The following is a 14961-nucleotide window of genomic DNA, read 5'->3' as shown; positions in this document are numbered from 1 at the left end:
TATGTAAATTAACAAATGTGGAAGGATGAGAGATGAGCACTGAAATGTTCATCCAGTATTTTTTTAATGCACTGGCATTGGGATCTCTTTATGGGCTTATCGCTATCGGTTACACCATGGTCTACGGTATACTGAGACTCATTAATTTTGCTCACGGTGATATCTTTATGCTGGGAGCATATTTTGTTTTCTTTTCCACAATTAGCTTTATGCCTGCTTGGGCAGCACTTCTTCTTTTGTTTCTCGCGGTTCTTATTTATTATTCGGTTTTCATAGGGTTTAGAAGGCGCCCTTCAATTTATTGGATTGCTATTTTTTTAATCCTTGCGTTAGGTTTTGTTTATTATTTTAAAATTTCTCCACAAGATTTTACCCCAATTTGGGTTTTAGCTCTTTGTTTTTCGATTTTTATTACAAGTGCAGTGGGTATTATTGTTGATCAACTTGCCTATAAACCTCTACGCCATGCTCCGCGTATCTCGGCACTTATCGGTGCAATTGGTGTTTCTTTTTTTATTGAAAATCTTTCTACAGTACTCTTTAGTGGTGTTCCGAAAGGTGTAAAACAACCAGATTTTCTTGTAACACCATTTTTATGGCATTTAGGATCAGGAGCAGATGGTATCATTAGAATTGCTCCCATGTCTCTGATCGTTCCCGTTGTCTCATTGATTCTTATTGTTTTACTGTTATGGATTATCCATAAAACAAAACCGGGTCTTGCTATGCGTGCAATCTCCCATGATATTGAAACGACGCGTTTGATGGGTGTGTCTGTCAATAAAGTTATTGCATTTACATTTGGAATAGGCTCAGCTCTTGCCGCTATAGCAGGTATTATGTGGTCTTTACGTTATCCTCAAATTCAGCCTTATATGGGTGTTCTTCCTGGTCTCAAAGCATTTATCGCTGCTGTTATCGGAGGTATTGGTTCGATACCAGGAGCAATGTTGGGAGGATTGTTATTAGGGTTTATTGAAATTATGATTATCGCATTTTTCCCCGCGCTATCTGGATATCGAGATGCCTTCGCTTTCATTTTATTGATTCTGATTTTATTGATATTGCCCACAGGATTAATGGGTAAAAAAAGTCAGGAGAAAATCTAATGGCAAAGTCAGTGACAACTGTTTTATCTTGTATAAGTGTTTTAGTTCTCATAGGTTTTTTATTTTATGCTGATAGCCATTTTAATGACTATACGCTTCGTATCATAAATCTGATTGCTATTAATGCGATATTGGCAATTTCGCTTAATTTGATTTACGGTTTCACAGGTATGTTTTCTCTTGGACATGCTGGATTTATGGCTATTGGTGCTTATGTTTGCGCAATTTTACTTCTTTCCCCTGAACAAAAAGAAATGATGTGGATTCTGGAGCCTATCGCTGAACCATTGTATCATCTGCAATTACCTTTTTTTGTCGCTGTTGTTATAAGTGGTATATGTGCTGCAGTTGTAGGTTTATTGATTGCTTTGCCAATATTACGTCTTGGTGGTGATTATCTTGGAATTGCAACATTGGGTTTTGCAGAAATTATTCGCATTGTCATTACGAACGCAACATCGCTTACAAATGGCTCTTTAGGTATCAAGGGAATACCTCAAAATGCAACATTATGGTGGAACTATGGTTGGTTAGCATTTACTGTTCTCTTTATTGTCCTTTTACTGCAAAGCAATACTGGTAACGTATTACGTGCCATTCGTGATGATGAAATTGCTGCGAAAACTATGGGAATTAACGCTTTTTTCTACCGTAGTTTTTCTTTTACTGTTGGAGCGTTTTTTGCAGGTATAGGTGGAGCATTAATGGCTGCTCTTATTTCAACCATTGATCCCAAAATGTTTAATTTTCTTCTAACTTTTAATATTTTGATGATTGTAGTTGCTGGTGGTCTCGGCTCAATTACAGGAAGTATTATTGGCAGCATTATTATTACAGTTATGCTTGAATGGCTTCGTATTATTGAAAGTCCATTTGACTTAGGTTTCATACATATTCCAGAAACACCAGGGCTTCGTATGGTTGTTTTTTCTCTTTTATTGCTGGTAATTATCTTGTTTTGGAGAAAAGGGTTGATGGGACAACGAGAATTCTCATGGAATGGAATTTATAGCTTTTTGACACGCAAAAAGCTTTCTAATACTGAGGGAAAGTTATGAACGACACCATCCTTTCACTCAATAATATTGTAATGCGTTTTGGCGGATTAGTTGCTGTAAATAATATTAATATGGCAATTAAACGAGGAAGTATTACTGGATTAATTGGTCCCAATGGTGCTGGAAAAACAACCGTTTTCAATATGATTTCTGGATTTTATGCTCCTACAAGCGGCATCATTCTTTTTGATGAGCAAAAAATTTCTGGAGCGCCTCCTTATATTATCTGTAGACGCCATATTGCCAGAACATTTCAAAATATTCGTCTTTTCTCAGGGTTAACGGTTTTGCAGAATGTTATGGTAGGAGCGCATGTTCGACAAAAATATCCTTGGTTTTCTTCAGCTCTATTTTTTTCAAAAGCAATGAAAGAAAAGAAGGAAGTTTATAAAAATTCCTTGGAGCTCCTTGAGCAGTTACAGCTTGATCACCTTGCCAATCAATCGGCAACAGCTTTACCTTATGGTGTGCAACGACGTCTAGAAATTGCACGCGCGTTAGCCACAAAGCCAAAATTGCTTCTTCTTGATGAACCTGTTGCTGGCATGAATCCACAAGAAAGTGAGGATCTTAGAAAATTCATAGCAAAAGTGCAAAAAGACTTTGATCTTACAATTCTTCTTATTGAACACGATATGAAAGTGGTTATGGGACTTTGCCAACATATTTTGGTTATGGAATATGGCTGTTGCATTGCCAATGGTACACCAGATGAAATTCGTAATAACCCTAAAGTTATTGAAGCTTATCTCGGCGGAGATGTTTATGGATATTCTTAAAATAAAAAATCTTTACGTTCATTATGGCGCCATTAAAGCTGTCCAAAATCTTTCTATGTCCATAAAAAAGGGAAGTATTGTCACTTTAATTGGAGCCAATGGTGCTGGAAAAAGCAGTATTGTACGTTCTATTACAGGACTTAATCACACTGTTTATGGAAAAATTACCTATAATGGCAAATCCATTATTAAAAAATCACCAGAAGAGATTTTGCGATTAGGTATTGCTTTAAGTCCTGAAGGACGCCGTATCATGCCCCATCTCACTGTTTTAGAAAATCTTCATCTAGGCGCTTATATCCGTCACGATAAGCAGGGAATTTCCCGTGATATTGAATGGATATTTGATCTTTTTCCGCGTCTACGTGAAAGAGCAAAACAGTTGGGAGGAACAATGTCAGGTGGAGAACAACAGATGGTTGCTGTGGGTCGTGCACTCATGAGCAATCCTGATATGGTCATATTAGATGAACCATCGTTGGGGTTGGCACCGCTTCTCGTTCGAGAAATTTTTTCGATTATTCGAAAAATTAATGAGATGGGAAAAACTGTTCTTCTTATTGAACAAAATGCATTTGCTGCGCTTTCTATAGCTGACTATGCTTATATTCTAGAGGTAGGACATATTTTATTTCACGGTGAAGGTAAAACTATGCTCTCTGATTCGCGTGTTAAAGAAGCCTATCTTGGTGGATAAAGACTATGAATTGAGGAAATAGAGTTCATCCCTCCACCTTTTAAAAAAGCATTTCTCATCCTCAATGAGAAATGCTCCTTTGTGAAGTTTGATTATTACATCCACCATTTTTCTGCGCTGAATATCCCTGCTTCTTTTTCAATAATGTGCGCTATCTGAAAAATGACTTCTTCAGCAAAAGGTTTACCAATCAATTGCAATCCTAGAGGCAAACCATTTGATGACAGACCTGCAGGAACAGAGATTCCTGGTAAACCAGCCATATTAACGGGTACCGTAAAAATGTCATTAAGATACATTGCTACAGCATCATTTTTTATTTTTTCATCAGCAATACCAAAGGCAGGTGTTAGTGTTGCTGGTGTTAAAATAGCATCAATGCCTGAAGCAAAACATTGATCAAAATCACGTTTTACGAGTGTTCTTACTTTTTGAGCTCTTAGATAACAGGCATCATAATAACCAGATGAAAGAACATAAGTTCCAACCAAAATACGTCGCTTGACTTCATCACCAAAACCAACAGAGCGCGTGTTTTCATACATCTCAATGATGTCTTTTCCAGGCACGCGTAGACCAAAACGCACACCATCATAACGCGCTAAATTAGAAGAGGCTTCTGCAGGAGCTATAATATAATAAGAAGGTAGAGCATATTTTGTATGGGGCAAAGAAATATTCTTAATCTCAGTTCCTGCTTCCTTTAACCAACTTATGCCTTTTTGCCAAAGCTCAATAATTTCTGGAGACATTCCATCCATATGATATTCTTTTGGGATACCAATTTTCATTCCTTTAATTGATTGACCAAGATAACTTTCATAATCAGGAACTGGTAAATTCACGGAAGTAGAATCTTTTTCATCAAAAGAGGCCATTGATCTTAGTAAGATAGCACAATCACGAACATCTCTGGCAACAGGTCCAGCTTGATCAAGAGATGAAGCAAATGCAACAACGCCCCACCGTGAACAACGTCCATAAGTTGGCTTTATTCCTACAGTTCCAGTAAAAGCTGCTGGTTGACGTATTGAGCCACCTGTATCGGTTGCAGTTGCACCGGCACAAATTTGTGCAGCAACAGCGGCAGCAGATCCTCCCGAAGAACCACCGGGTACGAGTTTTTCATTCGAGTCTTTTTTTCTCCACGGATTAATAACGGGACCATAATATGATGTTTCGTTGGATGAGCCCATAGCAAACTCATCCATATTAAGTTTTCCTAACATTACAGCACCGTCTTGCCATAAATTAGCCGTGACAGTTGATTCATAATGCGGTTTAAAACCATCAAGGATATGTGAACAGGCTTGAGTATGAACACCATAGGTTGCAAAAAGATCTTTAATCCCCAAAGGGATTCCTTCTAAAAGCCCTCCCTGCCCTCTCGCTAAGCGACTATCTGATTCAGCAGCCATTTTCATTGCCTGTTCTGCTGTTATTGTTACATAAGCATTCAAAATTGGATTAGCTGATTCTATTGCTTGTAAATAAGCTTCCGTTAATTCTGTTGCTTTGAGATTTTTCTTTGTTAGAGAATCACGAGCTTGCGCAATTGTGAGGGTTATTAAATCAGTCATATTGGTTCTCAAATTTCAAAAATATAAAAAGTTACTCAACAATTTTTGAGACAAGAAAAAAATTTTCTTCTGTAACAGGGGCGTTGGCTACAATATCTGCTACTTTATCGCCATCTGTAACACTATCTTCACGCATTCGTAGAGTCATCGGCATCACAGATGTTAATGGCTCAACTCCACTGACATCAACTTCATTCAATTGCTCTACAAAACCTAAAATAGCATTGAATTTTTTTGTCACAGGTTCTATCTCATCATCGTGGATAGCAATCCGCGCTAAATGTGCGACCCGCTTGACGGTCTCTTGATCAACAGACATACTATTGACGCCTTTCTGTTTTTATTAATCTTTATTCTGGCTATACAGGGCTGAGCTTGCAAGCGCAAGAATATTAGATAACATGAATGAAGAATATAACCATTAGATCTGAAACATTAAAAAACGCATTATACCCTTATGACCGTTATTAATATAAACGAAGTTATGACACATCTTTTGCCTGGACAAACAATAGCAGGCTTAGATTTAGGGACAAAAACTATCGGAATTGCGATTTCTGATATGGGGCTGACTGTCTCAAATCCGCGTCCTGTACTACAGCGAAAAAAATTTACAGAAGATGCTTACACACTTATTAAAATTTTTGACCGTGAAAATGTAGGCGTTATTATCATCGGCTTACCCCTTAACATGAATGGGAGCAGCGGTTCTCGTGTTCAAGCAACCAGAGCTTTTGTGAGCAATATGAAAGCTTATACAAAAATTCCATTTGTTTTTTGGGACGAACGTCTGTCAACAATTGCTGCAGAGCGTTCTCTTCTAGAAATGAATGTATCGCGCGCTAAAAGAGCAAGCCGAATTGATTCGGCAGCCGCTGCTTTTATATTGCAAGGTGCTCTCAATAGAATTCAAAACTTTCATCATATGGAAGGATAGAGGACATTGAGCAAATGCCCTGCATTATATCGTGCAATGAGCATCCCGTAGGAAGATCTCCACTGTCCCCCAAGACGGCTTTCCATATAGGCATTTGCAACATGTTCTATGTCTGTAGAACGTAATGCTGCTGCTGCTGCTGCATAGGCTACCTGTTCAACAAAAAACCTTCCTGCACCTTCATTTGCTGATGCCATATCACCTGCTGATTTAATAATTTCAATTGCTCGTGGTCCCGCTGGTCCAATATCAAGAGCAATTTTTTCTAACAATTTCTGAAACAGTCCCGGTGCTTTTTCAGCAATAAGAATGGCATCTTTTACCAATTGATTAGCAGAACTATTTCTTACAATTCGCGCAGGCCCATTATGTAACATTTGTGATAATGGATTATTCTCTATAAAACTTTCAATACCAAGTTGTGCAATAATTTCGCCAATAATAGGCACAACCAATTGACTTACGTGATAAGCAATAATAGGTGTCATAATGCGGGCAAAAGCTGCTTCAGAACGGTCATTTGCTGCATTGTCAAATGCTCTCGCTAAACGCAAAACCAATGCTTGTGAAGCAGCTATATCTAATGCAATATCTGCAAAAATACGTTCTGTCAGTGGTGGTAAAGGTTGATTGGGCATTTTTTTCCGGAAAAAATCTATGCCAAATTGAAGAGCCGCTCGCAAAACACCTGCCGATATGACTGATTGATCGAAACGCATCATCGTCTCGATATCTTTAATAACTTTAAGCCCTTCTCCAGCATTTCCCAAAAGCCAACCATAACTGCCTTGAAAATCAACAACCCCCTCTGGTGTTAAAAGTTCTCCAGAACGCTGAATTAAATGACGAATCGATATAAATCCATTTAATGCGCCATTTTCTTGTATGCGTGGAATAAAAAAACAACTTAAATGACCATTTAAATCTGCACTAACAAGATATCCGTCAGCGGTAGGATTAATAACATTGGTTTTTACAACATTTAAACGATATAGATCACGTTCCATACTTTCATCGAAAGAAATCTTCTTAACACTTGGAAAATTAAAAGCGTATTTTTCAATATCATCAAATGCACAAGTTAGAGAAGCAGACTTTTTATGATGAATAGGCATTGATGAGGAATCATATTGGCGTGATAAAAGTACATTTTGCCATTTTTTGAAGAGCGCAATATCACTAATTAAAACAGCAATAGCTGCACTCGTTATGATAACTTCATTCAAATGTCCTGTTTCTAAACCAGCAGATAAAGCTAAACGAATCGCACGCGCTTGATAGCGTACTCCATTTTCTGAGCTCGTATTTTCCCAAAGCGAGGTAACCAAACCTGCTTGTCTAGAATATTGTTGAAGAGCTTGATAGGAAGAATGGATCTCTAATTTTTCTGTTGGTTGCCCCCATTCATCATTATAACATAATAAAGGCTTATAATGATTCGCTAAGCAAGAGAGTTTCCATGCTTCTCGACTCGCTGCAAAATCTCCTATTTCTTCAAAACTTGCTAACAAAAACTTAGGCAAAGTAGAGGCAATACGAAACATAAGCGTATCGCTAAGAAATGTATTTTTTCGACGATTATTTTGCGCAGATACAGCACTCATAGGTATATTCCTACATTCAAACCATTCATATCATAGACTATTTGTCTTTTTAGAGTTAAGAAACATTTATCATATTCAAACAAATGCTTGTTTTACCTGTTTAGAGAGAGATAAAGAAGAATGCTATGATTCAAGATAATTTTTTTCCACTTTTTCCTCATCAACATCTTTTAGCTATTAAAGATCTGAGTGTACAAGATCTTACTACATTGCTTGATCGTGCAGAAGCAAATGTTATCCTTTCTAATAAAATTGATAAAACAAAATCTATTTTGCATGGACGGACTCAAATTAATCTCTTTTTTGAAGCCTCTACACGAACACAATCTTCTTTTGAATTAGCGGGTAAAAGGCTAGGTGCACACGTGATGAGTCTTGCGATCGGCAACTCCTCTGTAAAAAAAGGAGAAACATTACTTGATACAGCTACAACTCTCAATGCAATGAAGCCAGATATACTGGTTTTTCGCCATAACAGCGCAGGAGCGGCAGCTTTATTAGCGCAAAAAGTTGATTGTTGTGTCATTAATGCAGGTGATGGTGCTCATGAACATCCAACCCAAGCTTTATTAGATGCTCTAACCATTAAAAGGGCAAAAGGTCGTATTGAAGGATTAACTGTTGCGATTTGTGGAGATATCTTACACTCACGTGTTGCTCGTTCCAATATCCTGTGTCTCAATGCTTTGGGTGCTCGTGTTCGTGTTGTTGCTCCCTCAACACTCTTACCCGCAGAAATCGCTCATATGAGTGTTGAGGTTTTTAACACGATGAAAGAAGGTCTTAAAAATGCTGACGTTATCATGATGTTGCGCTTACAGCATGAACGGATGACAGGTTCTTTTATTCCCTCTACGCATGAATATTTCCATTATTTTGGCTTACATAAAGAAAATTTAGCCTATGCCAAAAATGATTCCATTATTCTGCATCCTGGCCCAATAAACCGTGGTGTAGAGATTGCATCCGACATAGCAGATGGACCACAAAGTATGATTCATACACAAGTAGAAATGGGAATTGCAGTGCGTATGGCGGTCATGGAGGCTTTATTAGATTCACGCGCAAAGATCAGTGGAGAAAAAAAATGACAAAGCCAAGTGTTTTTCAAAACGCCCGAATTATTGATCCTTCACGCGCAGTCGATGAAATTGGTACAGTTATTGTTGAAAATGGACGGATTATAGCCGCTGGAAAAGATGCTCTGAATCAGGGTTTCCCAGAAGGAGCAGAAATTGTTAACGCACAAAACAAAGCAATTCTCCCTGGCCTTGTTGATGTGCGCGTTTTTGTTGGAGAATTAGGCAATGAACACTGTGAAACAATCGCATCAACAAATCAATCCGCAGCAGCAGGTGGTATTACTTCTTTCCTCATGATGCCAGATAAGCGTCTAGTCATTGATAATGTGGCACTTGTTGAATTTATTAGCTATACAGTACAAGAAAAGTCATCGGTCAATATTTATCCCGTTGCTGCGATCACACAAGGTTTTAACGGACAGCAAATAGCGGAATTCGGCTTACTAAAAGATGCAGGAGCTGTTGCCTTTTGTGAAGGAAAAAAAACGCTTCAAAGTTCATCTATTATGCGACGTGCAATGACTTATGCACGTGATTTTGATGTTCCATTGATGCATGAAACGCAAGATAAAGATCTTACAGGCCAAGGTGTAATGAATGAAGGACTGCTCGCCAGTTGGCTTGGTCTTTCTGGCATCCCCCGCGAAGCAGAAGTTATCCCACTTGAAAGGGATCTGCGATTAGCAGTATTAACGCAAACACGCTATCATGCCGCTCAAATATCAACAGCACTCTCTGCTGATGCACTTCGTTTAGGTAAAAAACGCAGTGAGAAAATTTCAGCGGGTGTATCTATTAATCATTTATCTTTCAATGAAAATGACATTGGTGAATATCGCACCTCTTTTCGCTTAATGCCCCCATTGCGTACAGAAGAAGACCGTATAGCAATGATTGAAGCAATAAAGGATGGGACTGTAGATGTTATTGTTTCTTCTCATGATCCTCAGAGTATCGACACAAAACATTTACCATTTAATGACGCGGCGGTCGGCGCTATTGGTATGGAGACCTTATTGAGTGCAGCCTTACGCCTTTATCATGATGAGAGCCTATCTCTTCTACGGATAACTGAACTTTTGTCAACAGCGCCTGCAAAGCTCTTTGGACTCAATGCAGGAACACTGAAGAAAGGTGCTCATGCAGACCTTATTGTGGTTGATCTTGAAGAACCATGGGTTGTTTCGAAAGAGAAGCTCTATTCACGTTCAAAAAATACCCCTTTTGAGAATGCACGTTTTCAAGGACGCGTGCTCCAGACCATTGTGAAAGGGAAAACCGTTTTTAAACTTGATCAACAAACTTAATGAGATTTTTAATGAATGAAGCAGAAATATTTTTTCAGTCCACTCCATGGTTTATTTTCCTCATATCTTATATCATTGGCTCGATTCCATTTGGTCTTCTTTTTACGAGATTAGCCAAACTTGGCGATGTGAGAACAATTGGTTCCGGCAATATTGGAGCTACAAATGTTTTACGAACAGGAAATAAAAAACTTGCTGCTCTAACACTTCTTTGTGATATGTTGAAAGGAACTATCGTTGTTTTCGTTATAAAGTTTTTTAGTGATCCGCTAGACAATAGTATCCTTGTTTCTCTAGCAGGTTTTTTTGTTTTCTTAGGGCATCTTTTCCCCATATGGCTTAAATTTAAAGGCGGCAAAGGTGTTGCTACCTATCTAGGGATCTGCTTAGGAATCTATTGGCCTGCAGCAATTATTTTTATTATTGTATGGATAACGATTTTTCTCCTCACACGCTATTCTTCATTATCCGCACTCGTTTCTGTTGTTATAACTACGATATTTGTTTTTTACTTTTCCGATCCTTATTTCTATTTTATGCTGATTGTGATGAGCATATTTGTGTATATAAAGCATTACGCAAATATCGGTAGATTATTAATTGGGGAAGAAAGTAAGATTGGGACTCAAAACGGGGATAAATAAAGGAATCCTGCTCACTGATCGTCAACGTCTAAATTGGTTACGGTTGTTGCGTAGTGAAAATATTGGAGCAGTGAGTTTTCGCAATCTCATTGATCATTATAAAACAGCAGAAGCTGCTCTGGAAGCGCTGCCAGAGCTTAGTAGAAAAGGCGGTGGTTCTGTCTCTATTAAAATAGCAAGCTTAGAAGATGCAGAAGAAGAAATACAAAAAGCTAAAGGATTAGGTGTTCGGTTTATCGGTATGGGAGAACCAGATTATCCAGCTTTTCTTAAAGTTACAGAAGCCCCTCCGCCGCTTATTGCTATCAAAGGTAATGTTTCAATTTTTCAAAAAACTTCTATTGGAATTATAGGTTCTCGAAATGCTTCAGCTGCTGGAAAAAAGCTTACAGCTCAATTTGCGCGTTTTCTCGGAGAAGCAGACTTTGTAACAATTTCTGGGCTCGCTCGTGGAATTGATAGCGTTGCGCATCAAGCAAGTTTAAAAACAGGAACTGTTGCAGTCATGGCTGGGGGAATTGATCATATCTATCCTCCTGAAAATAAAAAGTTGCATGAAGATATTATCGCCAACGGTGGAGCCATCATCAGCGAAATGCCCATTTCTTGGAAGCCGCGTGCTATCGATTTTCCAAGAAGAAACCGTATTATTGCAGCTCTATCACTTGGTCTCTTGGTTGTAGAGGCAGCCCTGCGCTCAGGGTCATTAATTACCGCACGTCAAGCAGCTGAAATGGGACGGCTAATTTTTGCCATTCCCGGTTCACCACTTGATCCAAGATCTGTTGGTACAAACAATCTTATCAAGGACGGTGCTCTACTCACCACACATCCTTCTGACATTATAGAAACACTTACGCCATTAATTTCACCGCTTCCAAATTCGCAACTCAATTTTTTTGAGGAACCATCCTCTTTACAACTTGAAAAGGAGAATTTTAATTTAGCAGATGAAAAAAACAGCGCCCTCTCTTTAGCAGGTGATGATGCAGCACGTGCAGCAGTTCTCTCCGCTCTTTCAACAACGCCAATCGATTTAGATACACTCAGTACCCACACAGGTGTCTCACTTCCAACTCTCTACCTCTTGTTGGTAGAACTTGAGCTTGCTGGAAAGGTTATTCGACACTCTGGTGGTTGTGTGTCATTGTCGAATCTTGATCTTCCCCAAGAGCCTCAGCACTATTAATAATGCTTTGTCCTTCTTTGGCAACCATATCCAAAAGCAATGCTAAAAGCGGACTATGCGCCTGACGCGCCATCTGATTCATTTGCTTAGACATGTCTGTAATATATTGGATAACTTTTAAATGATTTATAAACATAATCCTCTATCCTTGAGCATTTCCCCTCCTACTTCTCAATAGACGTTATCTTAGTATTTCGTCGTATGTTTTTGTAATAACAGTGGAAAATAAATCGTGTAACTCTATATAGGGTGTATTCTAATAATAACAATCATAAGTTGTACAATATTCATGTTTTTTATATGGCTAATATTTTTTTATGTGCTCTTAAGCAATTGTCATTAGCTATTCGCGTAAAAGGCGTTTATAAAAAAGTTTTTTATTTCAATATTTGGGTAAAATTATGAATATCGTTATCGTTGAATCTCCAGCAAAAGCAAAAACAATTAATAAATATCTTGGGTCTCAATACAAAGTTGTCGCATCATTTGGACATGTTCGTGATTTACCTGCAAAAGATGGTTCTGTTTTACCGGATCAAGATTTTTCTATGAAATGGGATATAGATTCTTCTGCCGCTAAACGTTTAAATGAAATAGCAAAAGCCGTTAAAGAAGCCGATAGCCTTATATTAGCAACAGACCCTGATCGTGAAGGGGAGGCTATTTCATGGCATATTCTGGATGTTCTTCGTCAAAAAAAAGTTTTAAAAGATAAACCTATTAAAAGAGTTGTCTTCAATGCCATCACCAAAAAGTCTGTGCTTGATGCTATGAACAATCCACGTGATATTGATACATCACTTGTAGATGCTTATCTTGCACGTCGCGCACTTGATTATCTCGTTGGTTTTACACTTTCACCTGTTTTATGGCGGAAACTCCCTGGTGCACGTTCAGCAGGACGCGTTCAATCAGTTGCTTTGCGTATTATTTGTGATCGTGAATCAGAAATAGAACATTTTATCAAAGAAGATTATTGGTCCGTTACAACACAGTTAAAAACCATCCGAAATGATAGTTTCCAAGCAAGATTGACAATGTTTAATCAAAGAAAAATAGGCAAGCTTGATATTCAATCTCAAGAACAAGCAGACCAAATTCGCTTTATGTTGGAGAAAGCCCAATATCATACACTCAGTGTTGAAGCAAAACCTACAAAGAGAAATCCTTTTCCTCCATTTACAACCTCCACACTACAACAAGCAGCTTCTTCAAAATTAGGATTTTCTGCTTCTCGCACTATGCAAATTGCCCAAAAGCTTTATGAAGGCATTGAAATTAATGGTGAAACGGCAGGGCTTATTACTTATATGCGTACCGATGGTGTGCAAATAGCACCAGAGGCCATTGATTCTGCACGAAAAGTTATTCATGAAACTTTCGGTAAAGACTATATTCCTGAAAAACCACGTTTTTATTCAACAAAGGCAAAAAATGCACAAGAAGCACACGAAGCGATCCGTCCAACAGATTTTCAACGCAATCCTAGTCAAGTCCGTAATTTTCTCGATAGCGATCAAACAAAGCTCTATGAGCTGATATGGAAGCGTGCTATTGCCAGCCAAATGCGTTCTGCTGAAATTGAACGCACAACTGTTGAAATTGAAGCACAGCAAGGAGAAAACCGTGCAAATCTGCGAGCAACAGGATCTGTTATTCGCTTTGATGGCTTTATTTCTGTCTACACCGATCAACGAGACGAAGAAAATAATGAAGAAAATGAAACAACACGTTTACCACAAATAAACACTGGTGAAGCACTTACAAAAGAAAAAGTTGAATCTGTACAGCATACCACAGAGCCCCCTTCTCGTTATTCTGAAGCTTCATTAATTAAAAAGCTTGAGGAGTTAGGAATTGGTCGTCCTTCAACTTATGCCTCCACATTGGCGACATTGTGTGACCGTGGATATATTGTAATTGATAAACGAAAACTTATTCCCGATGCTAAGGGACGTATTGTTACAGCCTTTCTTGAAAATTTTTTTAATCGCTATGTAGAATATGGTTTCACAGCAGATCTTGAAGAAAAGCTGGATCTTATCTCTGATGGAAAACTTTCTTGGAAAGACGTATTGCGAGATTTTTGGGATGGATTTAATGCATCTATTAGCAATATCCAAGAACTCCGTATAACCAATGTCCTTGATGTTTTAAATGTAACATTAGCACCTCTCGCCTTTCCTGAACGCGAAGATGGAAGTGATGTGCGTTCCTGTCCTCTTTGTAAAAATGGTCAATTATCATTAAAACTCGGTCGTTATGGTGCTTTTGTTGGTTGTTCCAATTATCCCGAATGTAAGTACACACACCAACTCGGTACAGATACTGGAGAAGAGAATGAAGCTGTGCGCAATGATGAACCTGTTATCCTTGGTATTGACCCTGAAACAGGAAAAGATATCTCTCTTCGTAATGGCCGGTTTGGTCCCTATATTCAACTTGGTGAAAGCAAAGAAGTTAAGCGTGCAGGACTACCAAAAGAATGGCAGGCAGAAAATGTAACCCTTGATAAAGCCTTGGCTTTATTATCCCTTCCCCGTGAAATTGGCATTCATCCTGAAACTGGAAAAACAATCACAGCTACGATTGGACGATATGGTCCCTATCTTAGCCATAACGGAAAATCTGCGCGCCTTCTTCATGCAGATGAAGTTTTTGATATTGGTATCAATCGCGCTGTTATAGTATTGGCAGAGCAACAAGAAAACAAAACCAAGCAAAGCAGAACAACACCTGCAGCATTGGCAACATTAGGAGAACATCCCGAAGGAGGAACTATTACCGTGCGCAACGGGCGTTATGGTCCTTATGTCAATTGGGCTAAAATTAATGCAACATTGCCAAAAGATAAAGATCCCATTAGTGTAACACTGTCAGAGGCATTAGAACTTATATCAGCTAAAGCATCGAGTAAAAAAACAACTTCTAAAAGAGCTTCTTCTAAAACAAAAGCAAAAATAAAAGAGACATAA

Annotated in this window: 14 protein-coding genes; 10 read left to right on the top strand and 4 right to left on the bottom strand. The window is 38.5% G+C overall.

Features of this window, described 5'->3' with window-relative positions:
• Positions 1-32 precede the first annotated feature (32 nt).
• From ACFIKR_RS05755 to ACFIKR_RS05740, 4 genes are read left to right on the top strand one after another with little or no spacing between them, the layout of a single operon-like run.
• Positions 33-1109 carry a branched-chain amino acid ABC transporter permease gene (locus ACFIKR_RS05755; protein WP_375659182.1) on the top strand — a complete coding sequence of 359 codons (1077 nt, stop codon included), beginning with the start codon at positions 33-35 and terminating at the stop codon, positions 1107-1109.
• Positions 1109-2167 (top strand): branched-chain amino acid ABC transporter permease, encoded by a 1059-nt coding sequence (locus ACFIKR_RS05750; protein WP_273787947.1) that lies wholly within the window; start codon positions 1109-1111, stop codon positions 2165-2167. The genes ACFIKR_RS05755 and ACFIKR_RS05750 overlap by 1 nt, the downstream gene beginning before the upstream one ends.
• Positions 2164-2946: an ABC transporter ATP-binding protein gene (locus tag ACFIKR_RS05745; protein WP_375659181.1), complete on the top strand. Its 783-nt coding sequence runs from the start codon at positions 2164-2166 to the stop codon at positions 2944-2946. Before ACFIKR_RS05750 ends, ACFIKR_RS05745 begins: the two co-directional genes overlap by 4 nt.
• Positions 2933-3643, top strand: a complete 711-nt coding sequence (locus ACFIKR_RS05740; RefSeq protein WP_375659180.1) for an ABC transporter ATP-binding protein — start codon at positions 2933-2935, stop codon at positions 3641-3643. Before ACFIKR_RS05745 ends, ACFIKR_RS05740 begins: the two co-directional genes overlap by 14 nt.
• A gap of 95 nt (positions 3644-3738) precedes the next feature.
• On the opposite strand, the gene gatA is transcribed toward ACFIKR_RS05740, so the two are convergent.
• Together gatA and gatC are read right to left on the bottom strand one after the other, a co-directional pair.
• Positions 3739-5223, bottom strand: coding sequence for an Asp-tRNA(Asn)/Glu-tRNA(Gln) amidotransferase subunit GatA (gene gatA, locus ACFIKR_RS05735; RefSeq protein ID WP_375659179.1), 1485 nt, complete (start codon positions 5221-5223; stop codon positions 3739-3741).
• A 31-nt stretch (positions 5224-5254) separates the two neighbouring features.
• The gene (gatC, locus tag ACFIKR_RS05730) at positions 5255-5542 is read right to left on the bottom strand and encodes an Asp-tRNA(Asn)/Glu-tRNA(Gln) amidotransferase subunit GatC (protein ID WP_375659178.1); all 288 of its coding nucleotides are present in this window, start codon (positions 5540-5542) and stop codon (positions 5255-5257) included.
• Positions 5543-5680: 138 nt separating this feature from the next.
• On the opposite strand from gatC, the gene ruvX reads away from it, so the two are divergent.
• Entirely contained in the window at positions 5681-6160 is a 480-nt protein-coding gene (ruvX, locus tag ACFIKR_RS05725; protein ID WP_330167622.1) for a Holliday junction resolvase RuvX, read from the top strand.
• Here the strand turns inward: ruvX and ACFIKR_RS05720 are convergent.
• The gene (locus tag ACFIKR_RS05720; protein ID WP_375659177.1) at positions 6145-7764 is read right to left on the bottom strand and encodes an acyl-CoA dehydrogenase family protein; all 1620 of its coding nucleotides are present in this window, start codon (positions 7762-7764) and stop codon (positions 6145-6147) included. The two genes, ruvX and ACFIKR_RS05720, sit on opposite strands and share 16 nt — an antisense overlap.
• A 125-nt stretch (positions 7765-7889) precedes the next feature.
• Between ACFIKR_RS05720 and ACFIKR_RS05715 the strand changes: the two genes are divergently transcribed.
• The 4 genes from ACFIKR_RS05715 to dprA are packed head-to-tail and all read left to right on the top strand — an operon-like array spanning position 7890 to position 11986.
• On the top strand, positions 7890-8855 hold the full coding sequence (locus ACFIKR_RS05715) for an aspartate carbamoyltransferase catalytic subunit (protein ID WP_375659176.1): 966 nt from the start codon (positions 7890-7892) through the stop codon (positions 8853-8855).
• The gene (locus ACFIKR_RS05710; RefSeq protein WP_375659175.1) at positions 8852-10153 is read left to right on the top strand and encodes a dihydroorotase; all 1302 of its coding nucleotides are present in this window, start codon (positions 8852-8854) and stop codon (positions 10151-10153) included. The genes ACFIKR_RS05715 and ACFIKR_RS05710 overlap by 4 nt, the downstream gene beginning before the upstream one ends.
• Positions 10154-10164: 11 nt before the next feature.
• Entirely contained in the window at positions 10165-10797 is a 633-nt protein-coding gene (gene plsY, locus ACFIKR_RS05705; RefSeq protein ID WP_375659174.1) for a glycerol-3-phosphate 1-O-acyltransferase PlsY, read from the top strand.
• Entirely contained in the window at positions 10772-11986 is a 1215-nt protein-coding gene (gene dprA, locus ACFIKR_RS05700) for a DNA-processing protein DprA (RefSeq protein ID WP_375659173.1), read from the top strand. Before plsY ends, dprA begins: the two co-directional genes overlap by 26 nt.
• On the opposite strand, the gene ACFIKR_RS05695 is transcribed toward dprA, so the two are convergent.
• On the bottom strand, positions 11916-12122 hold the full coding sequence (locus ACFIKR_RS05695; RefSeq protein WP_005773510.1) for a hypothetical protein: 207 nt from the start codon (positions 12120-12122) through the stop codon (positions 11916-11918). The two genes, dprA and ACFIKR_RS05695, sit on opposite strands and share 71 nt — an antisense overlap.
• Before the next feature lie 265 nt (positions 12123-12387).
• Here ACFIKR_RS05695 and topA point away from each other — a divergent pair, with 265 nt between their 5' ends.
• Positions 12388-14961, top strand: a complete 2574-nt coding sequence (topA, locus tag ACFIKR_RS05690; RefSeq protein ID WP_375659172.1) for a type I DNA topoisomerase — start codon at positions 12388-12390, stop codon at positions 14959-14961.

Source organism: Bartonella sp. MR30HLJHH, assembly GCF_042194195.1.
Classification (GTDB): Bacteria; Pseudomonadota; Alphaproteobacteria; order Rhizobiales; family Rhizobiaceae; genus Bartonella; species Bartonella grahamii.
This window is presented reverse-complemented; position numbering and strand designations above follow the sequence as displayed.